This window comes from Roseateles sp., from assembly GCF_036404855.1.
Taxonomy (GTDB): Bacteria; Pseudomonadota; Gammaproteobacteria; order Burkholderiales; family Burkholderiaceae_C; genus Pelomonas.
Genome location: NZ_DASWYS010000235.1, coordinates 1 through 21,745, shown reverse-complemented (window position 1 = coordinate 21,745; position 21,745 = coordinate 1). Strand labels below are relative to the sequence as shown.

Here is a 21,745-nt window from a genome sequence, read left to right as displayed (position 1 = left end):
GCGCCGTTGGCGAGCTGGGCCTCGATGACTTCCGCGCCCGGGTAGCCCCCGGCGCGGGCGCCGCCGGCACGGCGGACCTTCTGGATGGCCCAGGTGATGGAGGCAGCCACCGGCGTGGTCGTCTGGTTGATGTCGTGGCCGTAGAGGCACAGGCCCGCCTCCAGGCGCAGCGAGTCGCGTGCACCCAGGCCGATGGGCTTGACCTCGGCGTGGCTCAGCAGCTTGCGGGCCAGCGCGACGGCATCGTCCTGGTGGACGGAGATCTCGAAGCCATCCTCGCCGGTGTAGCCCGAGCGGGTGAGGAAGGTGTCGATGCCGTCCAGGCTGAAGAAGCCGCCGGTCATGAAGGTCAGCTTGGCCACCTCGGGATTCAGGCGGCTGAGCACGGTCACGGCCTCGGGGCCTTGGAGCGCCAGCAGCGCGCGTTCGGGTTCGGGGATGACGTCGCAGCGCGCGCCGATGTGATTGCGCATGTGGGCGATGTCCTGCTCCTTGCAGCCGGCATTCACGACCACGAAGAGGTCATCCGGGCGCTTGCAGACCATCAGGTCGTCCAGCAGCCCGCCCTGGTCGTTCGTGAACAAGGCATAGCGCTGCTTGAAGACACCCAGATCGACGATGTCCACTGGCACCAGCGTCTCCAGGGCGGCGGCGGCGTCAGGGCCGACGAGGCGGACCTGGCCCATGTGCGACACGTCGAACAGGCCCGCGGCGGCACGCGTGTGCTTGTGCTCGGCCATCACGCCGGTGGGGTATTGCACCGGCATGTCGTAGCCGGCGAAGGGCACCATCTTGGCGCCGAGTTCGACGTGGAGGGCGTGGAGGGGCGTCTGCAGCAAAGAGGACATCGAAGGCTCCGATGGGTCGGGTTGGATGTCCTCGCTGTCCGGGGTACCTGAGAGATTGACAAGGCGGTTGGCAGTCCCGCGCAAGCTTGCCCCTTCGGTGGGTCGGCTCGGGGCCGGCCTCTCTCCAGTGAGGAACGCCGCCAGTGTCAGCCACCAACGGCGTTTTGTCAGTCCTTTTGCCTGAGCGTTCGAGCGATCAAACCCTGCGCCTTCGGCGGCTCCCAAAAAGCTCGGAGCGCTCTCCTGACAACCGGCATTCTAGCCAGGCTTGGGGTGGCGCTAATATGGCTTCGATCCACGTTCCCCCACACCCCGTTTTCAGCGTGATCCGTCCCGTCATTGACAGCGCCGATGCCCTCGCGGATTGGTTCCGCCTCAGTGGCGTGACCGATCCGCTGGACGCCTGCATTGGCCCGCTGCCGGGAACGGGGATCTCGATCGCGCGCTGGTCGCGCCGCAAGCCCGAGACGCGGCTGCAGACCGTGCAGCCGCATCCCGGCTGCTACCGCATCGCCATCATCCTGGAGCCGATGGAGTCGCAGATCTGGGTCGGCGAGCGCCCGGTCTGGGGCGGTGTCATCGGTGCGAACCGTTTCCGCATCTGCCCGCCCGGAGCGCGCAACAGCTGGCGGCAGTTGAGCGGCTGCGACATCGTGAACATCTTCGTGCCGGAGCAGACGGTGGACCGGCTCAGTCTGGAGGGTGGCCTGCCTGACGGAAGCGGCCTGGGGGTCACGGCCTTCACGCCAGATCGGCAGGTGTTGGACCTGGCCCTGAAGATGCTCGACGCCCGCTCGTTGGCCGGCTCGCTGGCCTCGCAGTTCTGTGACGGCTTGGCCACGGCGCTGCTGTCCTACCTGCTGGAGCACTACGCCCGCGGCGAGTCGGGTGCGGCCGCCAAGGGGGGGCTCAGCGGTGCGCGACTGCGCCGCGTGATGGCCTTCATCGCCGACAACCTCGCGCGGGAGATCTCCATCTCCGAAATGGCCCAGCAGTGCAGCATGAGCGAGTCGCATTTCTCGCGCGAGTTCCGTGCGGCCGCCGGGCTGCCGCCACACCAATATGCGTTGAAGTTGCGCCTGGAGCGTGCCTGCGAGGCCTTGACCGGATCCGATGTGCGCATGGTGGACATCGCGCTGGACCTGGGCTTCAGCAACGCCAGCCATTTCTCGCGCAGCTTTGCGCAGCGCTACGGCATGCCGCCGGCGCGCTACAGGCAGTTGCACCGAAACCACTGCTGATCCCTGGGCTTTCCCTAGATCGTTGCGGGGCGCAGCAGGTATGTGCAAGTCCCGCAGGAATTGACGCGCCGCCTCGGACATCGATCCCCAGAATCGCCCGAAACACGCAGCGTCGCTGAACGGCAGGCTTACAGGCCACGCCGATTCCGGCTGCAGCGCCCACCCCACCCGAGTGAATCCCGAACCCCCCGAGGTTGTCGGGTGGCGCCTGCCTTCGTCCGACCCGTGCCCGCGGCGTTTCCGCGGCCCCGCCGGACATCCCCTTTTGCCATCACCAAGAAGAGTTTTCGCATGCCAAGAATTCGAGTGATCGTCCGCGCCGTCGCCCTAGCCTGCATGGGCAGTGCCGCATGTACTGCCCTGCTGGCCCAGGAGGTCTCGCAACTGGAGAAGGTCGAGGTGACCGGCTCCCGCATCAAGCGCCTTGATGCCGAGACGGCCTCCGCCATCCAGGTCATCACCCGTGACGACATCGTCAAGTCCGGCGCCAAGAACGTCGCAGACGTGCTGCGCGACGTGCCGGCCGGCAACGCCGGCGGCTTCAACACCGATGGACAGATCAATGACGTCTTCGGCGGCTCCGCCGTGTCTCTGCGGGGGCTGGGCGTCGGCTCCACGCTGGTGCTGATCAACGGTCGCCGGGTGGCGCCGTTCGGCTTCGGCTCGGCCTCCTTCGTCGATACCAGTGCCATCCCGGTCGAGGCCGTGGAGCGCATCGAGACACTGCTGGATGGCGCCTCTGCCATCTACGGCGCTGATGCCATTGGCGGCGTCATCAACATCACCTTGCGCAAGGGCTTCGAAGGCCTGGTCGGCAGCGTCAGTGCCGGCCTTTCCAGCCGCAGCGACGGCGCCAGCAAGAATGCGTCGCTGACCTACGGCAAAGGCTCTCTGGGCAAGGATGGCTACAACTTCTTCCTGACCGCGACGCATCGTGACCAGGACGCCGTGGGCGCCAGCGAGCGGGAGCGCACCCAGGACGCCAATTTCACCCGCTACAACCTGGCGGACCGCCGCTCCAGCTACTACCGCAACGTCTACAGCCTGACGGCCACCTCCGGCTACTACGGTGGCACCTTCATCGCGCCGCTCACCGGCCTGGATACCCCTTGTACGCCTGCCACGAACGCCGGCACGCTGACCGGCCGGTGCGTGAACGACAACACCAAGAACGTCGACGTCGTCGCCGGCTGGAAGTCCGACAGTCTCTACGGTGCCGGCGTGATGGCGCTGCCGGGTGGCTTCGAGCTGTTCGGCGACCTGTCGATCTCGCGCAGCCGTTACAACACGCACAGCTTCAGCTACGGCACTGACTCCTACGGCTACTACACCTACGACCTTCGCGACGTGCTGGGCCAGTACGGCAACTACCCGGGCGGGCAGGTCTCCTACCTGATCCTGCCGATCGGCCATCCGCAGAACCCCAAGACCAACGCCGAAGTGGCGGTGCGCTACCTGTTCAACGACGTGCCCAGCACGATGGCGACCGATTCGTTGAATCAACGCTACACCGTCGGCGTGCGGGGCGAGCTGGCGGGCTGGGATGTCGAGTCCGCGCTGATGCTGTCGCGCTCCAGCACCGATTCCCAGTTGCGTGGCTTCCTACGCGACTCGGTGCTCCTGAGCGATGTGCTGGATGCCAACGGCAAGGTCCGCTCGAACTTTATTCTCGGCAATGCGGCCGCCAACAACCAGGACCTGATGGCGCGCCTGTACCCGGCGTTGGCGAGCAACGGCACGAGCTCCACGAACTCCATGGACGTGCGTGCCTCGCGTGAGCTGTGGCAACTGCCTGGCGGCAAGCTGGGCGTGGCGGTTGGTGCCGAGTACCGTCGCGAGAAGGTGGAGTCCGTGCCCGACACGCTGCTGTCCAGCGGCGCCATCTCGCTGTGGAGCGTGCAGCCCGCCATCGGCTCGCGCAACGTGAAGGCCGTCTACGCCGAAGCTGTCGCGCCGATCGTCAAGACGCTGGAGCTGTCGTTGGCTGCCCGTTGGGACGACAACAGTGACTTCGGTAAATCCACGACGCCCAAGGTCGGCATCAAGTGGCAGGTCCTGCCGCAACTGGTGCTGCGCGGCACCTACGCTGAAGGCTTCCGCGCGCCGACGCTGCCCGAACAGCACATGGGCACGCAGACCTACTACGTGAAGGTGCGCGATCCCAAGCTGTGCCCCACCTACGACGCGAACAATGCCAACTGCGACCGCTACGTGGTGGGCATCTACGGCGCCTCGGGCGACCTGCGCGCGGAGACCTCCAAGAGCCGTTCGCTGGGCTTCGTGTTCCAGCCCACGCGCAACAGCAGCCTGGCTGTGGACACCTACGACATCAAGCGCAAGGGCGAGGTGGCCTCGATGTCCACCAGCTACCTGCTGGACCACGAGGCTGACTTCCCCACGAAGGTGGTGCGCGGTGCGGCTTCCGGCCAGATCGACACCATCTATTTGACTGCCACCAACCTGGCCGAGACGCATGTCCGCGGTCTGGACGCGGAAGGCCGGCTGCAGTTCAGCATGCCCGACGAACTGGGTCGTGTGATGCTCAGCGCGACCTACAACCGGCTGGCCAAGTACGAACAGGCCAACGCGCCGGGCGGCGCGATGGTCGACACGGTCGGCTACTACCTCAAGCCCAAGGAGCGCATGCGGTTTGGCGTGGGCTGGAGCCGTGGCCCCTGGCAGGCCAACGTGAACTGGAACTACACCGGTTCCTACGCGCAGAAGTCGGATTCGACGGTGGCTTGCGGCTACGACCAGCAGGCCACGCCGCGCCCGGACTACTGCCGCATCGGCGCGTGGATGACGGCTGACGCCTATCTGGCCTATTCGGGCTTCAAGGATCTGGAGCTGGGCCTGTCCGTGCGCAACATCGCCGATCGCGCCGCGCCCTTCGACGCGGACATGATCGCCTACCTGCGTGGCTACAACTCGGCCTACCACAACCAGCTGGGACGTTACTACCAGCTCAACGCGAAGTACAAGTTCTGGTGAGCATCCCGTCCTTGAGCGTGCATGGCGGTCGCATTGCCGCCCTGCGCGTGCAGATGAAGGCCGCCGGCCTGCACGCACTGCTCGTTCCCTCGGCCGATCCGCACCAGTCTGAATACCTGCCCGAGCACTGGCGCGCGCGGGCCTGGGCCTGCGGCTTCAGCGGGTCAGTGGGCCTGCTCGCCATCTCCGGCGAGCGCGCGGCGCTGCTGGTGGACGGACGCTACCTGCTGCAGGCCGAGGCCGAACTGGCCGGCGCTGACGTCGAGATCGTGCGGGTGCAGAACTCGCGTGCACCCGATGCTGACGTGCTGAACTGGCTGCGGCCCCAACTGCCCGCCGGCGCGCAGGTGGCGGTGGACGGCGACGTGCTGGCGCTGGAATCCGCGCGGCATCTGGCGCAGGGGTTGGCACAGGCCGGCGCCGTGCTGCGTATCGACCTTGACCTGCTTGCGGCGGTCTGGGTCGATCGCCCGGCGCTGCCTGCCAGCGAACTCTGGGAGCATGCGCTGCCCGAAGCCGGCGCCACGCGGGCCGAGAAGCTGGCGGCGCTGCGCTGGCGCATGGCGGCACTGGGCGCGGACCACCATCTCAGCGCCGCGCTGGACGAGATCGCCTGGCTGACCAACCTGCGCGGCGCCGACGTTCCGTTCAACCCGGTCTTTCTCGCCTACGTGCTGGTCGACGAGCAGCGCTGCCGCGTCTTTGTCGGCACCCAGCGCGTCAACACGGCACTGCGGGAGCGTCTGGCGGCGGACGGCATCGAGCTGTGCGGCTATGGCGAGGTCGGCGCTGCGCTGCAGTCGCTGCCTGACGGTGCGCGGGTGCTGCTCGAGCCGGCCCGCGTCAGCGCTGCGCTGCAGGGGCGACTGCCAGCCGGTGTGCAACGCATCATCGCCGCGCCCAACCCCATGCAGCTGCTCAAGGCCTGTCGCAATGCGCAGCAGGCAGATCACCTGCGCGCCGCCATGGCGCAGGACGGTGCCGCGCAATGCGAGTTCTATGTCGAGCTGGAGCGCGATCTCGTTCCGGCGAAACCGGGCCAAGGCGGCCTGAGCGAGCTGGACCTGCATGGGCGCATCACGGCCTGCCGCGCACGCCGGCCCGGCTACCGCGGCCCCAGCTTCGACACCATTGCAGGCTTCGGCCCGCACGCGGCCATGCCGCACTATTCGGCCACCGCGGCCACGACGCTGCCGCTGGACGGCCGCGGCCTTCTGCTGATCGACTCTGGCGGCCACTACCTTGGTGGCACGACCGACATCACCCGTGTCTGGCCCCTGGGCGGAGCGCCCAATGACCTACAGCGCCAGGACTACACGCGGGTGTTGAAGGGCTTGATCGCGCTGTCGCGACTTCGCTTTCCCCGCGGCACGATGGCACCCATGCTGGACGCCATCGCCCGCGCCCCGCTGTGGGCCGAGGCGCTGGACTACGACCACGGCACGGGCCACGGTGTGGGCCACTACCTCAACGTCCACGAAGGCCCGCAGTTGTTCGCCCAATGCAAGCCCCAACCCGAGATGGTCCTCGAGCCGGGTATGGTCATCAGCGTGGAGCCGGGCGTCTACCGCCGCGGTCAGTGGGGCGTGCGGCTGGAGAACCTCGTCCTTTGCGTGCCTTCGGGCGAAAGCGGCTTTGGCGAGTTCCTCGCCTTCGAGACGCTCAGCCTCTGTCCCTTCGACACAAGCTGCCTGGCGCTGGACCTGCTCGACGCCGTCGAGCGCCGCTGGCTCGACGACTACCACGCGACGGTGCGTCGGCGTCTGGCGCCGCTGCTGAGCGGTCCCGCGCTGGACTGGCTACTGACGCGCACGCTGCCCCTGCATGCGTTGCCCCCCGGTTTGAACCATCCATGAAAACACTCTCCGCTTCTTTCGCCCCGCTGTGGGCATTGGCTGGCGCGAGCCTGCTGGCATGCGCCGGTGCCGCCCGCGCCGCATCGCACGACGGCCTCGAGGCCTTGTTGAAGGCGCAGCGTTTCCGGCAGGCGGCGCCGCTGATGAGGCCGCTGCTCGAGAAGACCCGTCCCGACGTCGCCGAGCGCGAGCTGGTTTACCGCTGGCTGTTCGCCGTGGACGACGGCGCCGGGTTGGAACGGCGCCTCGATGCGCGGCTTTCCGGCCCGCCCGCCGGCATCGCCACCGTGGACCTGCTGGCCGCCGCGCGCCAGGCCCAGGGCTGCAAGAAGCTCGATCTCGCCCGCGAGCTGTACGCGCGGGCGGGGGGGCTGGCGCGTACACCGCAACAGCGTGCCCAGGTGTTGCGCGGACAGGGGCAACTGGCCCACGAGCTGCGCGACTATGAGGGCTCGCTGCGCTTGCTCGACGAGGCGCGCCGGCTGGATGCCACGCCGGACGTGCTGGTCAGCCAGGCGGACACGCTGATCCGCCTGGGGCGTACCAACGATGCCGTCGATGCGCTGCTGCAGGCCGTGCGCCTCAGCCCCTATCACGAGCTGGCCAACTACCAGCTCGGCAACGGCTACGCGCGTGCCAACTACACCGAACTGGCCCAGCGCTGCGGTCCCGCCTTCCTGCGCGCCGCCACCGCAACCCGGCTGGCCTCGGACGCCTTCGAGGCCGGCCAACTGGATGACGCCCGCAACCGGGCCGACGCCGCGCGCGCCGCCTGTCCCGGCTATGGCCGCGCCCACGCAGTGCTGGCCAAGGTGGCGGAGTCCGAACGCCTGGCGGTGAACGTGCACCGTGCCGCCGCCGAAGCACGCTTCGCAGCCACGCCCATGCCGGAGGTGCCCCAGATCGAGCAGTACGTCGTCAATTGGAGTTCACTGACCGAGCGTCACCGCAAGCGCGTCGCCTTGTCGGTGGCGCCGTGGAAGGCCTACATCCCCGTCCTCGTCGCGGGCGGCGCGTCGCACTTCATCAAGCCGCTGTACATGCGGCTGTCCGAGACGCCGGGCGCCAGTGGCATGCGCGACACCCGCATCGACTACGACTCCCGGCTGTGGGATGACGTGCGCGGCATGGGTGGGCACATGACCGTCACCGGCATCGAGGACGTCGAGCGCTCGATTGCCTGGGGTTACAACACCGTGCTGCACGAGCTCAGCCACCAGGTTCACGGGGTCATGACGGACGCGCAGAAGCGCGAGATCCAGGAGTTGTACCGCCAGGCCAAGACCCGCGACGCGCAGACGGGCCAGGCCTTCCTTTCGCGCTACGCGGGTGGTTCGATCTGGGAGTATTTCGCCGAGGGCGCCAACTCGCAGGACACGCCGCGCCGTGATGCCTATGACCAGCGTGAGATCGTGCGAGAGCGCCTGGTCGCGATGGACCCGGCCCTGCAGGCCCTGGTGCTGCGTTTCACCGCCCAGTCCGATGTGCAGGCCAGCCTGCCAGTCGCACTGGTCAATGCCAGCTGGCGCTACTTCGAAACCGGCGAGCTCCAACCCGGGCTGGACCTGCTGTCCCGGGCTCTTGTGCTGGCGCCCGACGATGCCCAGGTGCTGGCCGCCAACCTGCATGGCCTGTCGCTGCGGGGGCAGGGCGGGCAGGTCGAAGCCCTGGCCGAACGCGCCGAGCGCCTGCATCCCGACGATGGCGCGTTGCGCGTGGCGGTGGCCGAGGCGCGCCGCCACGCCGGGCAGCCCCTGGGGCCGCTGGTCGAACGGCTGGGCGCCGGCCGCGAGGCGCTGCCGGCGGACGACCGCCTGGCCGTGGAGATGGCGCTGGGCGGCTATGCGCTGGAAGCTGGCCGTGCCGATGCGGCACTCGCCGCCTATGAGCAGGCCCTGAGCTACCAGGGCGACGATCCGGCAGCGCTTTGGGGCAAGGCGGCCGCACTGGCATTGGCCAAGCGCTGGGAGCCGGCCTTCGCCAGCTACCGGCAGGCCATCAAGTTGCGCACCGGTTTGCTGCCGCTGCGGCTGGGCCTGGCGCGTGACCTGCTGTTGGCGGGCCGTACGGCCGAGGCCGACCAGCAGCTCGGCGAAGCGCAGACGCTGCAGCCGCAGGATGCCGAGCTGATGGCCTTGCGGGCCTGGGTCGCGCTGGCCCAGGGCCGGGCGGAGGCCGCGCTGGCGCTGGCAGACGGCGCCCTGAAGGCCGCGCCCTGGAGCGACACGTCCGTGGTCATGCGGGCCGCGGCGCTGCGCGCGCTGCTCCGCGGTGACGAGGCTCGCGCGCTGCAATCAAGGCTGGACCAGGCCTTGTCACCGGCAGGCGCGCCGCGCTATGTCTATCGCGCCGAGACCCGCCGCTGGACCTCGATCGGGCGCGACGTCGCCACGCTGCGACGCGTCGCAGCGGCGGTCGACGGTCTGGCGCGCTGAGCGAGGGCCGCAATCCGGGTGGGCGCTCGACGCCCCCGCTGGGGGCGTGACCGCGGCCGACCTGGCCGCGAGGCCTTCCCGGTGCGGGAGGCGCGATGGCCAGGAGCGCGCGCCCCAATCTCGACGGGGGCGCCCTCCTGACAGGCTGCATTTCAGCGATCAGCTGGGGCTGGCTTCCTCGAAGCGGTCGACCTGCCGTATGGGTTTGAACATCCAGCTCCACAGTCCCACGACGCCCAGCGTGCACAGCGCGCCGCTGACGGCGGCCGGCACAGCACCCATCCAGTGGGCGGCGCTGCCGGCGCGGAACTCGCCAAGCTCGTTGGACGAACCGATGAACAGCATGTTCACCGCGTTGACGCGGCCGCGCATGTCGTCCGGCGTGGAAAACTGCACCAGCGCGCCGCGGATGTACATGCTGACCATGTCGGCCGCGCCAGCCACGGCCAGCGCCAGCAGCGACAGCCAGAACCAGTGCGACAGCGCGAACACCAGGTTGGCTGCGCCAAACACGGCCACGGCCCAGAACATGCGCTGGCCGACATGCCGGTCGAAGGGGCGCGCGGCCAGGTAGAAGCCCGTCGCTACCTCGCCGATGGCCATGGCGCTGCGCAGCGCACCCAGGCCGGCCGGGCCGACCTGCAGCACTTCGTGCGCATAGACGGGCAGCAGTGCCACCACGCCGCCCAGCAGCACGGCGAACAGGTCCAGCGAGATGGTGCCCAGGATGATGGGGCGGGTGCGGATGAAGTGGATACCCGCGCCGAAGCGCTGCCAGATCGTGCCGCCCACGGCGCCCGCCACGGTGCGCGCCACAGGCACCCGCAGCAACAGCGCCGTGCCCAGGCCCAGGCTGGCGAAGCAGACGGCGTAGGTGAGTGCTCCGCCGCCGGCCGCATAGAGCAGGCCGCCCAGGAAGGGGCCGCCGATGCTGGCCACGCGCAGCAGCATGCTGTTGGCAGCCAGTGCCTGGGCCAACTGATCGCGGGCCACGATCTGCGGGATCAGGCTCTGCAGAGCCGGCGCCGAGAACGCCCGCGCGCAGCCGAACAGCACCAACACGGCGTAGATGCCCTGGACGCCCGCGGAGCCGTGGCCCGACAGCCACCAGAGCGCGGCTGCGCACACGGTGCTGACCGCCCAACTTGCCGCCAGGATGGGTTTGCGGCTGAAACGGTCGATCAGGTCGCCCGCCGGCAGCAGCAGCACAAGCATGGGGATGAACTGCGCCAGGCCGACATACGCCAGCGCGATCGGCTCACGGGTCAGGTCATAGACCTGCCAGGCCACGACGACCGCCTGGATCTGCGTGGCCAGCACGGCCAGCAGCCGCGCGACAAGGAAGTGGGTGAAGCCGGTGTTGCGGTAGACGCTGGCGGCGGGAGAGGCGGGGGAGGTCGAAGACAAGGGGCGGACGGGAGGGAACGGCGCGACGAGTGTATGAAGCCAACGTTGCGGGCTTGTATCCCGCGACCTCCACCCGTCGCGCCTCAGAGGCGTCGTGCCTTCAGTCGCCGTGGCCGTGCGCGGTCTCCAGCGCGTGGCTGTCGATGGGCATGGTCTTGCCGTCGCTACCCTCGAAGAAGAGCGGCTTGCGGACTTTGGCGACCGGGGCGATCTGATTCAGCGTGGCGGCCTCATACAGGCGACCGTTCTGCATGACCTGGGCGATGCGGTCGCTCTGGCGGATGTCGGCCAGCGGGTTGCCGTCGATGATGACGAGGTCGGCCAGCTTGCTGGGCTCGATGGAACCCAGGTCCTTGTCGAAGCCGAAATTGCGCGCCGGGTTGATGGTGGCGGTACGCAGCGCCTCGTGCGGCGTCATGCCGCCCAGGACGAACATCCACATCTCCCAGTGGGCGCCCAAACCCTCCCGCTGGCCGTGGGCGCCGATGGATGTGTTGACGCCGGCCCGCGACAGCGCCGTCGCTGTACGGGCCACACGGATGATGTTGAAGTCTTCCTCGGGGGCGGTCTCTCGGCGCACGGAACGTGGCTCCAGCACGGTGCGCGGCACGTAGCGGCTCAGCAGCGGGTGCTTCCAGACCTCGGTGCGTGCGTACCAGTAGTGCTCACCGTCCAGGCCGCCGTAGCCGACATTCAGCGTGGGTGTGTAGCCCACCGCGGTCTGGCTCCAAAGCTGCTTGACGTCGTCCCACACGTCGGCCAGTGGCAGAGAGTGCTCCACCGTCGTGTGCCCGTCGACGACCATGCTCATGTTGTTCTGGAACAGCGAGCCCCCCTCGGGGACCACCATCATGCCGGTCTGACGCGCGGCCTCCAGCACCTGCTGGCGCTGGTCGCGGCGCGGCTGCTGGTAGCTCTTCACGCTGATGGCGCCCTCGGCCTTCTGGCGGTTCAGGTGGGTCAGCGCGTCGTCCAGGCTGTTCACGTTGGAATAGAAGGGCGTGCGCGCGCCGTAGAGGATGGTGCCGGTCGAGTAGATGCGCGGACCCAGCACGAGGCCGGCACGCTGCATTTCGCTCTGCGTGAAGATGGCGGCGTTGTTGTTGGAGGGATCGTGCAGCGTCGTCACGCCGAAGGCCAGTGACGCGAGGTTGACCCAGCTCTGTTGTGGAATCAGGCCGGCGTCCATCATCGCGCCGTGCCAGTGGGCGTCGATGAATCCGGGCACGATGGTCTTGCCGCTGGCATCGATGCGCTTGGCGTCGGCGGGCACGGCGACGTCCTTGCCGACGGCGACGATGCGGTTGCCGTCCACCAGCACGGTGCCGCCTTCGATGACCTCATCGCCCTTCATCGTCACGAGGCGGGCCCCCGTCAGGGCGACCTTGCCGCTCGGCTTGTCGCTGGCCTGCTCGAAGCCGATCTTGCGCGACGTGGCCTTGTCCTTGCCCTGGGCGCTGGCCGTGAACAGCTCATCGCCCAGCGTGAAGTGCAGCTGCTGGCTGTCGCCGCTCCAGTGCAGCGCCGAGCCGGCGTTGACGTCGAGCTGGCGCACTGGCAGTGCGTCCATCTTGGCGCCCACGGTGATGGCCTTGCCGGCCTGGCCTTGCACGCTGGGCAGGGGCATGACGTAGGCATGGAAGCGTTCGACGAAACCCAGCCACTGGCCGTCCGGCGAGACGCTGTACTCTGAGGCCGCATCGCTGCGCGCGACCTCGGTCTCGCTGCGGTCACGCAAGTTCAGGCGCATCAGCGCGAAGCGTTGCTCGACTTCACTGGTGCTGCTGGTCTTGGTGAAGAAGAGCTCGTCGCTCGAGGCACCGAACTGCGGCGCGCTGCCGTCCTTGCTGATGCGCTCGGCCTTGCCGGTGCCATCGGCCGCCGCGAGGTACAGGCCGGTCTCCAGACTGTGCCAGGGGCTGGTCAGGGCCCCGCCCTTGACCTTGCGGTAGACCAGCTGCCGGCCGTCGGGCGACAGGCGCGGCTCCAGGTACTTGCCGGGCTGCTTGACCAGCACCGTCTCCTTGCCGGAGGCGAGGTCCAGGCGGCGGATCGTGCCTTGGAGGTCGTCGCGCCAGGTGGCGTAGACCAGGCTCTTCCCATCGCGCGACCAACTGGGCGCGAACTCGAAGGCGTCGTTTTGTTTCGTGAGACGCCCCGGCGTGCCGTTCGGCAGGTCCTTGACGTAGAGCGTCCCCAGGGCCGAGTAGACGACGCATTTGCCATCCGGCGACACCTGGGCACCACGCAACTGGTGCACGGGGAATCGGTCGGGCGCCACCACCTGGGCATACCGCATGGGCTCGCGAAGTTCGCGCGTGTCCTTCACGTGGAAGGGAATCTCGGCGGCCGTGCCCTTGAACGGGTCGACGCGCCAGATCCTGCCTTCGGCCCAGACGACGATCTCCTTGCTGCCCGGCATCCAGGCAAAGCTCGGGTAGACGCCCCACATGGCCCAGATCTCCTGCAGGTCCCGCGACAGGCCGCTCCAGGCCGGGCGCTCGACCCCGGTCTGCAGGTCCTTCAGGAACAGCGTGCTCTGGTTGCGGATGCGGCGCACGAAGGCGAGGTACCGGCCGTCGGGTGACGGCGTCGGCCGCACCGCACCGCCGGGGCCGGTCACGAAGGGTTCGACAGAGCCATCCGCCAGGTCCTGGCGGAAGATCTTGTAGATCTCGCCGTTGCTGTCCTTGTTGTATTCGAAGACGCGGCCCGGCGTGGTGTCCTGCGAGTAGTACAGGTACTTGCCGTCCGGTGACACGGCGGGCTCGCCCAGGTCCTTCTGCCAGTTGGGCTTCTCGTTGAGCTGCACGCCCTTGTTCTTGGCCGCGTCGGCATCGACCGCGTACAACCAGACCTCGCCCGAGCCCGCGCTGCGCGTGCCGGTGTAGTGCTTGCGAGCCAGCAGGTAGCGGCCGTTCGGGTGCCAGACCGGGTTGTTCAGCAGCCGGAAGTCTTCCTTGGTGACGGCGCGCGCCTGGCTGCCGTCGGCGTTCATGACCCAGAGGTTGTCGCCGCCGCCGGCATCGCTGAGGAAGGCGATCTGCTTGCCGTCAGGCGAGAAGCGGGCCTGCTGCTCCCAGGCGATGGAGTGGGTCAGCGCCTTGGCCTCGCCGCCGGCGATGGGCAGGGAGTAGAGGTCACCCAGCAGGTCGAAGACGAGGGTCTTGCCGTCCGGGCTGACGTCCACACTCATCCAGGTGCCGGTCTTCACGTCGAGGGTCGCCGTCCGGGCGACGCCGGGCGGCGTGTTGACGTTCCACGGGGCGGGCTTGGCCGGCGCGGCGTCTTGGGCCTGGGCCAGCGTGGCGGCGAGGAGAAGGGCGGGGAGGGCTTTCAGACGGTGCATGGCAGTCTTGGTGTATGGCGTCGGGGGCAAACGACGCAGGCTAACGCCCTCGGATGGGGCGTCCCGTTCGTCATTCAGGGTTGCCACGCAGGCGTGGCGACGGCGGGCAGGGTGTTCAGCCGAGCAGCCACCAGAGCAGCAGGCCGCCGAAGATCACCCACTGCAGCCCGTAGTAGGCGAAGCGGCTCCGGGCTTTGATGCGCTTGCCGAACAGGCGCACCTGCTGCACATAGGCGAAGGCCTTGTTGATGCCGCCGGTCTTGTCGGTGTCCGAGTTGGGCGCTGCGGCCGAGCGGATCAGCGTGTGGCTGATGAAGTGGTTGAACCACCGCGCAACCGGGTTGTTCAGCGGCCGTTCGACGTCGCAGAACAGGATGATGCGCATCTGGTCCGACTGGTTCTCGGCGTAATGCAGGTAGGTCTCGTCGAAGATCACGCCCTCGCCATCGCGCCAGGAGTAGCGCTCGCCGTCGACGGAGATGTAGCAGCGGTCGTCGTTGGGCGTGACCAGACCCAGGTGGTAGCGCACCGAGCCGGCGAAGGGGTCGCGGTGCGTCACCAGGCGACCGCCGGGCGGCAGGGCCGCGAACATGGCCGCCTTCACGGTCGGGATGCGCTGCAGCAGCGCCGTCGTGACCGGGCACAGCTCGCGCGCCGAGGGGTGGGCGTCGCCGTACCACTTGAGATGAAAACGCGTCCAGCCGGTCTTGAAGAAACTGTTGAAGCCGGCGTCGTTGTACTTGTCCGACTTCTTGATCTCGCCCGCCTCGGCCAGCTTGAAGGCCTCGGCGCGGATGTCCTGCCAGTGGTCCTCCAGCAGCTTCAGCTCCGGGAAGCCCGCGACCGGCAGATAGGGCTTGGCCGGCAGCCTGGAGAACATGTACATCAAGCAGTTGATGGGCGCCATGAAGGTGGAATGGTCCATCAGCTGGCGGAAGAAGCGCAGCCGCACGCGGCCGCGGAAGTGCACGTAGACCGTGCTCGCCACGAAGATCGCCACGATGGCGAGCTTGATGTAGGGAATGTCGTGGGTCATGGGTTCAGGGGCCGGCGTAAAAGTCAGCCTCGCCCGGCGGGCGAGACTTGAAGCGCTTGTGCAGCCAGAAGTACTGGTGCAATTGTCGGCGCGCCTGGGCTTCGATGACGGCGTTCATGCGCGTGGCGTCCGCGACGATGTCGTTGGAGGGGAAATTGTCCATCGCCGGCTCGATGACCAGCGTGTAGCCATCGGCCTCGCGTCTGGGGTAGCAGGGCAGCACCACGGCATGGGTGACGGTCGCCATGCGCGACAGCCCGCCGATGGTGGCCGCCGGCACGCCGAAGAAGGGCACGAAGACCGAGTCGCGGTGGCCAAAGTCCTGGTCGGGCAGGTAGTAGAGACGGTAGCCATCCTTCAGCGCCCGCAGCGTGGGCCGCGTGCCCTGCTGGCGCGAGAAGATGATGCCGGTGCCGAAGCGCAGCCGCCGGGCGCGGAAGAAGGCATCCAGCCAGGGATCCTTCTGCACCGAGTAGATGCTGACCAGCGGCGTCTCCAGCGACACGCGCAGCCCCGCCAGGTCCAGCCCGGTGAAATGCGGCATCATCAGGATGACATTGCGGCCTTCCAGCGCGCGCAGGTGCTCCAGCCCCTGGATGCGCACCAGACGCTTGAGCCGCTCGCGCGAGGCGAACCAGCCGTAGCCGTACTCCAGCAGCATCTGCACCATGGCGACGAAATGCCGGCGCAGCAGGCGGCGGCGCTCCGCCTCGCCGAGTTCGGGCAGGCACAGGCGCAGGTTGACCTCGCCAATGTGGCGGCGCGAGGTCGGCAGGGCCGCGATCAGGCTGCCGAGCACCCAGCCCAGCGCCGAGATGGCGCGAAAGGGCAGCCAGCTCAACAGCCAAACCAGGCCGACGAGCAGCTTCACGCCCACGCGCCCACCTCGGCGAAATCCATCCACGGCATCCAAGCATCCCAACGCTGTACAGGGGCGGCATCGTAGTGGCTGGACGACGTGCCCGCCCGCACACGGGGCTTGATCCATCGCAAGGGGCTTCCCGATCCGGCTCGCTAGGGTGGCGACATGAACATCCTGCTGATCCTCGGCCACCCCGATGGCGCCCGCCGCCACCTCTGCCATGCACTGGCCGACGCCTATGCCGAGGGCGCCCGGCTGGGAGGCCACGAGGTGCACGTCGTGGATGTCGCCAAGCTGGACTTCCCGCTGTTGCGCAGCCAGCAGGACTGGGAAGAGGGCACCGTGCCAGCGGCGCTGGCGCCGGTGCAGCGAGAGCTTGAGTGGGCCGCACATGTCGTCCTGTTCTTCCCGCTGTGGCTGGGCGACATGCCGGCCATGCTCAAGGCCTTCCTCGAGCAGGTCGCCCGCCCCGGCTTCGCCATCGGCAAGGACCATGGCAACCCGCTGACGGCGAAGCTGCTCAAGGGCCGCTCGGCGCGGGTGGTCGTCACCATGGGCATGCCGGCGCTGGTCTATCGGTGGTACTTCCGCGCCCACAGCGTGAAGTCGCTGGAGCGCAACATCCTCGGCTTTGTCGGCTTCGCGCCGGTGCACGAGACGCTGGTGGGCGGCGTGGACCAACTGGGCGAGAGCGGCGTGGCGAAGTGGCTGACGCGCATGCGCCGGGCCGGCGAAACGGCGGACTGAATCCCTTCAGCCGGCTGGCCGCAGGTCGCGGCTCACGTGGACGATCTCCGACGGCTCGTGGTCGTCGGGCCTCAGATGGAAACCCAGCGGCCGCAGCAGGCCCAGCATGGCGTGGTTCTCGCGCAGCACGTGGCCGACGATGCGCTGGGTGCCGGCGGCGGCGGCATAGTCCAGCAGCGCCTGCATCAGCAGCCGGCCCAGGCCCTGGTGCTTGACGTCGGTTCGCACCATGAGGGCGAACTCGGCCTCGACGTTGTCCGGGTCACGCACCAGCCGCACCACGCCCAGCGTGCGTGCGCCGTCGGGCGCCTGCTCGTCGACGGCGATGAAGGCCATCTCGCGTTCGTAGTCGATTTGCGTGAGCCGGGCCAACTCGTCGTGCGACAGCCGGTGCGGCGCCTGGAAGAAGCGCATGCGCATGTCCTCGGGGCTCGCGGCTTCGAGGAAGGCGCGGTGCTGGGCCTCGTCCTCTGGCCGGATGGGGCGCAGCAGCAATTCGCGTCCCTGCCAGGACAGCGTGCGCACCAGGTCGGCCGGGTAGGGGTGCACCGCGAAGCGGGCCACACCCGAGGGCGCCCGGGCGGACAGGCGCACGCGGCCACCGGGGGCCAGCACGCCGTGCTCGTCGACCCACAGCGGACGGATGTCGAGTTCCGCCATCTCGGGCAGGTCGGCCAGCATCTGCGCGACGGCAATCAGCGCGTCGCACAGTGCATCGATCTGTGCCGGGGGCGGGGCCAGGTGCGCGCGGGTGATCAACTCGCGCGCCAGCGCTCGGTTCAGCGGCGGCAGTGCGAAGGCGCCGTCGCATGACGTCTCCCCGGCCGTGCCGCCCTGGCCCAGACGCAGCACGGGGCCGAAGACGGGGTCGACATGGGCGCCGATCCTCAGGTCTGGGGCCAGGGGGCGCGTCCCGCAGCCGGAGCCGGTAGCCACCGGGACGCCGCAGGCCGCGAGGAGCTCCCTGGCCTCGCTCTCGTCCAGCCATTCCCGTCCTGCAGCCAGTGCGACATCGACGATGCGGCGGGCGCGGCGGCGGTCGGGCTCGGCATTCGCGCAGGCAGCCGGGGTCTCGCGCAATGCGATCTGGTTGCGGCGGTAGGTCTGCATCAGCGCGAAGGCGCGCACGGCCTCCTCCGGCGTGTCATAGCCGGCGATGCCGGCGGCTTCGAAGGCACGTCGCGCCGGGGCCACAGTCTCGCCGCCCAGCCAGCAGCTCAGTACCCGGCCCCGGTTGGCGGCGATCAATGGTGCGCAGGCCTGGGCGATCGCGAGGCTGGACGCGATGGCCGTCGGCGCGTGCACGAAGAGCAAAGCGCCGGCCTCGGGGGCGTCGAACAGCGCCTTGAGCGTTTCCACATAGCGATGCGCAGGGGCGTCGCCGATGATGTCGATGGGGTTGCCGTGAGACCAGTCATGCGGCAGTAGGGCGTCCAGCCGCTGCATCAGGCGCTCACCCGGCTGTGCCAGTGGCACGCGGAGCGCCCCGGCGGCGTCGGCCACCATGACACCGGCGCCTCCGCCGTTGGTCATGACCATGAGTTCGCGGCTCGGGTTGTCGCGAAAGCGTGCCAGTGTCTGTGCGGCGATGAAGAGCTCCTTCAGCGTGTCCACGCGCAGCATGCCGGCCCGGCGGATGGCGGCGTCGAAGACCAGATCCTCGCGGGCGGGCGTGCGGCCAGCCTTGACGACGATGACCGGCTTGACGCGAGCCGCGGCTCGGGCGGCTGACATGAACTTGCGCGGGGCGGTGATGGACTCGATGTAGAGCAGGATGGCCCGCGTGCGCCGGTCCATGACGAGATGGTCCAGCAAGTCGCCGAAATCGACGTCCATGTGCTCGCCCAACGAGATCAGGTGCGAGAAGCCGATGCGTTCGCCGTTGGCCCAGTCCAGCAGGGCCGTCAGCAGCGCGCCCGATTGCGACACCAGCGCGAGCTCGCCGGGCAGCGCATTGGCCTGCGTGAAGCTGGCGTTCAATCCCAGGTGCGGGCTGAGCAGGCCAATGCAGTGCGGCCCGAGCAAGCGCAGCGTGTGAGGACGGGCGGCGTCCAGGGCCGCCTGCTTCTGCTGGGGCGTGACGCCGGCCGTCACGATGGCGACGGCGCGCGTGCCGCGCGCCCCCAGCCGCGCCACCAGGGGCGCGACAGTGTCGGGCGGCGTGCACAGCACGGCCAGGTCGGGGATGAAGGGCAGCGTCTCGACGTCGGCGAAGCAGGGTTGGCCGTCCAGCGTCCGCAGCCGTGGATTCACCGGCGCCAACCGCCCCTTGAAGCCGCCAGCCATGAGATTGCGCCAGACGGTGGTGCCGACGCGGGCGGGCTTGTCCGAGGCGCCGAAGACAGCCACGGACTGGGGCGAGAGCAGACGGTCAAGGTGGCGCTGGGTCATGGACGACATCCTCATGCGCTGCCGCCACGCCGGCCTTGCGCGGCGTCAACTTTGACCCAGCGCAAGCGCATGGACGGCGGGCGCGGGCAGCATGTCGGTATCGCCCGCAGCGGGCGAAAGGAGTGATCCATGAAGATCGTTCTTGCCGTGGACGGCAGCCCGTACACCAAGCGCATGCTGGCCTATGTCGCGGCGCACAACGAACTGGTGGCGCCGGACAACGAGTTCGTCGCGGTGAACGTGACGCCCGAGGTGCCGCCGCATGCGGCGCGCCACCTGCCCCGCGACGTGCTGCATCAGTACTACGCCGACGAGGGTGAGAAGGTGCTCAAGCCGGTGCGCGAGTTCGCGCAGATGCAGGGCTGGCCCTGGCGCGAGCGCCATGCGGTGGGCCGACCGGGCGAGACGCTGGCGGAGATCGTGGAGGCCGAAAAGCCGGACCTCCTCGTGATGGGCTCTCATGGCCACGGGAGCTTCACCAGCGCGCTGCTCGGCTCGGTCGCGGCCCGGCTGCTGTCGCAGACCCAGGTGCCTGTGCTGCTGATCCGATGACGCGTCACTCCAGCGCCAGCACCAGTTCCTTGCCGCCGCGCAGCACGACGAAGCGTGTGTCCACCACCGACCGCCAGGCCAGCAGCGCATTGACGAGATCGGCGCTGCCGCCGATGGCGCGACCGTTCATCGTGGTCACGATATCGCCCGCGCGCAGCTGCAGCCGCTCCGCCAGGCTGCCTCGTGGCACCGACAGGATGAGGACGCCGGTGGTTTCCCGGCGCCCTGCAGTCCAGGCGGTCAGCGGCGGCACGTCGTCAAACTGCGCGCCCAGGCGGGGGCGGGCAGGGCTGCGACTGTCCTGGCGCAGCTCGCCGACGATCTGCAGCACGATGTCGATGGGAATGGCCAGGCTGGCGCCGGGCGTGCCGGCCGGGCCCACGATGGTGCGGGCGTTCATGCCCGCGATGGCGCCAGTGGCGTCCAGCAGCGGCCCCCCGGAATTGCCGGGGTTCAGCGCCACGTCGCTCTGGATGAACATCAGCTCGCCGTCGTCGCCGAAGTGGCGGTCCTTGCCGCTGACGATGCCGGCGGATACCGAATGCTCCAGGCCGAAGGGTTCGCCGATGGCCATCACCCAGTCGCCCACGCGCAGGCTGCCGGGGCGAGCGAACACGGGCCGCACGGGCGGCGGCGGGTCGATACGCAGCAACGCAATGTCCGTCGTCTCGTCCTGGCCTTCCACTTCGGCGGCGATCAGTCGCTTGTCGGGCAGGGCCACGAGGATCTGCGGCGATTCCCCGAGCAGGTGGGCGGCGGTCGCAATGCGGCCTTTGTCGTCGACGAAGAAGCCGGCGCCGACGCGCGGATCCTCCTCGCCGGCCACGAACATGTAGACGCCCACACTCCAGGCCGAACCGCGCTGGACGGCTTCGGCAAAGCTGGTGGGTTGGGTCTTGGCCAGCGCGCGACCCGCGCCGGCCGCCTGGGCCGCCGGCACCAGGGCAAACAGGGTGGCGCAGGCGAGGAGCAGGGCGGAGACAACAGGGCGTCGGGGCATGCCCCACACCCTAGCGCGTCGCCGGCCTGGGGCGCTTGATGGTTGTCAAGCCGTTGGCCATACGCCACGGACGGTCAGGTCCGTGCCGGATTGCGGACGGGGGCTGGTCAGGTGAAGCTCAGCACGGCGCGCCCGTCAATGCGCCCATGGCGCAGGCCATCGAAGATGCGATTGATGTCGTCCAGCCGGTGCGTGGTGGTGCTGGCGTGCACGGCACCCTCGGCCGCGAATTGCAGCGCCTCGTTCAGGTCCTGGCGCGAACCGACGATGGAGCCCCGCACGGTCTTGGCGTTGAGGACGACATCGAAGATGGGCAATGCGAAGTCGCCCGGAGGCAGCCCCACCATGGACATGGTGCCGCGCTTGTGCAGCATGCCCAAGGACTGGCCGAAGGACTCGCGCGACACGGCGGTGACGAGGGCACCATGGGCACCGCCCAGTTCCTTCTGCAACGCCGCGACCGGGTCCTGCTCGGCGGAGTTCACGCACAACTCGGCTCCGAGGTCTCGCGCCATCTGCAGACGGGCGCTGTCGATGTCCACGGCGGCGACGTGGTAGCCCATGGCCCGTGCGTACTGGACCGCCATATGGCCCAGCCCGCCCACGCCGACGATGGCGACCCACTGGCCGGGTCGCGCGTCCAGCACCTTCAAGCCTTTGTAGACCGTCACGCCGGCGCAGAGGATGGGCGCCAGCGACTCGAACGAGAGGCCGGCCGGCAGATGACCCACGTAGGCCGGGTCGGCCAGCACATATTCCGCGAAACCGCCGTTGACGGTGTAGCCCGTCATCTGCTGGTGGTCGCACAACGTCTCCCAGCCCGTCAGGCAATGCTCGCAATGGCCGCAGGCGGTGTGCAGCCAGGGCACGCCCACGCGGTCGCCTTCCCGGATGCCCTTCACGCCGGCGCCCACCGCTGCGACGTGGCCGACACCTTCGTGGCCGGGGATGAAGGGCAGGGGTGGCTTGACCGGCCAGTCGCCGTCGGCGGCATGCAGGTCGGTGTGGCAGACCCCGCACGCGGCCACCT

General features: G+C 68.9%; 14 protein-coding genes and 2 riboswitches. Of the genes, 6 read left to right on the top strand and 8 right to left on the bottom strand.

Annotated elements, in window-relative coordinates:
- Positions 1–848 (bottom strand): glycine cleavage system aminomethyltransferase GcvT (gcvT, locus tag VGF12_RS15525; protein ID WP_331176945.1); only part of this gene is annotated, 848 nt, incomplete at its 3' end.
- Between the two features lie 24 nt (positions 849–872).
- A riboswitch (glycine riboswitch) is annotated at positions 873–986 on the bottom strand.
- Positions 987–1,006: 20 nt separating this feature from the next.
- A riboswitch (glycine riboswitch) is annotated at positions 1,007–1,104 on the bottom strand.
- A gap of 67 nt (positions 1,105–1,171) precedes the next feature.
- On the opposite strand from gcvT, the gene VGF12_RS15520 reads away from it, so the two are divergent.
- The 4 genes from VGF12_RS15520 (at position 1,172) to VGF12_RS15505 (ending at position 9,371) form a co-directional block, all read left to right on the top strand.
- Positions 1,172–2,089, top strand: coding sequence for an AraC family transcriptional regulator (locus tag VGF12_RS15520; protein ID WP_331176944.1), 918 nt, complete (start codon positions 1,172–1,174; stop codon positions 2,087–2,089).
- Between the two features lie 291 nt (positions 2,090–2,380).
- The gene (locus VGF12_RS15515; protein WP_331176943.1) at positions 2,381–5,080 is read left to right on the top strand and encodes a TonB-dependent receptor plug domain-containing protein; all 2,700 of its coding nucleotides are present in this window, start codon (positions 2,381–2,383) and stop codon (positions 5,078–5,080) included.
- A complete protein-coding gene (locus VGF12_RS15510; protein ID WP_331176942.1) occupies positions 5,077–6,936 on the top strand; it encodes an aminopeptidase P family protein in 1,860 nt (619 codons plus the stop codon). The genes VGF12_RS15515 and VGF12_RS15510 overlap by 4 nt, the downstream gene beginning before the upstream one ends.
- A complete protein-coding gene (locus VGF12_RS15505) occupies positions 6,933–9,371 on the top strand; it encodes a tetratricopeptide repeat protein (RefSeq protein ID WP_331176941.1) in 2,439 nt (812 codons plus the stop codon). Before VGF12_RS15510 ends, VGF12_RS15505 begins: the two co-directional genes overlap by 4 nt.
- Before the next feature lie 159 nt (positions 9,372–9,530).
- Here VGF12_RS15505 and VGF12_RS15500 read toward each other — a convergent pair whose 3' ends face one another.
- The 4 genes from VGF12_RS15500 to VGF12_RS15485 form a co-directional block, all read right to left on the bottom strand.
- A complete protein-coding gene (locus tag VGF12_RS15500) occupies positions 9,531–10,778 on the bottom strand; it encodes an MFS transporter (protein ID WP_331176940.1) in 1,248 nt (415 codons plus the stop codon).
- Between the two features lie 100 nt (positions 10,779–10,878).
- Positions 10,879–14,127 (bottom strand): amidohydrolase family protein, encoded by a 3,249-nt coding sequence (locus tag VGF12_RS15495; RefSeq protein WP_331176939.1) that lies wholly within the window; start codon positions 14,125–14,127, stop codon positions 10,879–10,881.
- Between the two features lie 115 nt (positions 14,128–14,242).
- Positions 14,243–15,142: an aspartyl/asparaginyl beta-hydroxylase domain-containing protein gene (locus tag VGF12_RS15490; RefSeq protein WP_331176946.1), complete on the bottom strand. Its 900-nt coding sequence runs from the start codon at positions 15,140–15,142 to the stop codon at positions 14,243–14,245.
- Between the two features lie 25 nt (positions 15,143–15,167).
- A complete protein-coding gene (locus tag VGF12_RS15485) occupies positions 15,168–16,034 on the bottom strand; it encodes a lipid A biosynthesis acyltransferase (protein WP_331176938.1) in 867 nt (288 codons plus the stop codon).
- A gap of 156 nt (positions 16,035–16,190) precedes the next feature.
- On the opposite strand from VGF12_RS15485, the gene VGF12_RS15480 reads away from it, so the two are divergent.
- A complete protein-coding gene (locus tag VGF12_RS15480) occupies positions 16,191–16,772 on the top strand; it encodes an NAD(P)H-dependent oxidoreductase (RefSeq protein WP_331176937.1) in 582 nt (193 codons plus the stop codon).
- A 6-nt stretch (positions 16,773–16,778) separates the two neighbouring features.
- Here VGF12_RS15480 and VGF12_RS15475 read toward each other — a convergent pair whose 3' ends face one another.
- Entirely contained in the window at positions 16,779–19,163 is a 2,385-nt protein-coding gene (locus VGF12_RS15475; protein WP_331176936.1) for a GNAT family N-acetyltransferase, read from the bottom strand.
- A 129-nt stretch (positions 19,164–19,292) separates the two neighbouring features.
- Here VGF12_RS15475 and VGF12_RS15470 point away from each other — a divergent pair, with 129 nt between their 5' ends.
- Entirely contained in the window at positions 19,293–19,715 is a 423-nt protein-coding gene (locus tag VGF12_RS15470; protein WP_331176935.1) for a universal stress protein, read from the top strand.
- A 4-nt stretch (positions 19,716–19,719) separates the two neighbouring features.
- Here the strand turns inward: VGF12_RS15470 and VGF12_RS15465 are convergent, their stop codons facing one another.
- On the bottom strand, positions 19,720–20,715 hold the full coding sequence (locus VGF12_RS15465) for a S1C family serine protease (protein ID WP_331176934.1): 996 nt from the start codon (positions 20,713–20,715) through the stop codon (positions 19,720–19,722).
- A gap of 107 nt (positions 20,716–20,822) precedes the next feature.
- Positions 20,823–21,745: zinc-dependent alcohol dehydrogenase (locus VGF12_RS15460; protein ID WP_331176933.1), on the bottom strand; the 923-nt coding region annotated here is incomplete at its 5' end.

Coding starts and splice junctions, on each gene's coding strand:
- VGF12_RS15515 (WP_331176943.1), top strand. CDS start 2,381: ATGCCAAGAATTCGAGTGATCGTCCGCGCCGTCGCCCTAGCCTGCATG.
- VGF12_RS15505 (WP_331176941.1), top strand. CDS start 6,933: ATGAAAACACTCTCCGCTTCTTTCGCCCCGCTGTGGGCATTGGCTGGC.
- VGF12_RS15495 (WP_331176939.1), bottom strand. CDS start 14,127: ATGCACCGTCTGAAAGCCCTCCCCGCCCTTCTCCTCGCCGCCACGCTG.
- VGF12_RS15480 (WP_331176937.1), top strand. CDS start 16,191: ATGAACATCCTGCTGATCCTCGGCCACCCCGATGGCGCCCGCCGCCAC.
- VGF12_RS15475 (WP_331176936.1), bottom strand. CDS start 19,163: ATGACCCAGCGCCACCTTGACCGTCTGCTCTCGCCCCAGTCCGTGGCT.
- VGF12_RS15470 (WP_331176935.1), top strand. CDS start 19,293: ATGAAGATCGTTCTTGCCGTGGACGGCAGCCCGTACACCAAGCGCATG.
- VGF12_RS15465 (WP_331176934.1), bottom strand. CDS start 20,715: ATGCCCCGACGCCCTGTTGTCTCCGCCCTGCTCCTCGCCTGCGCCACC.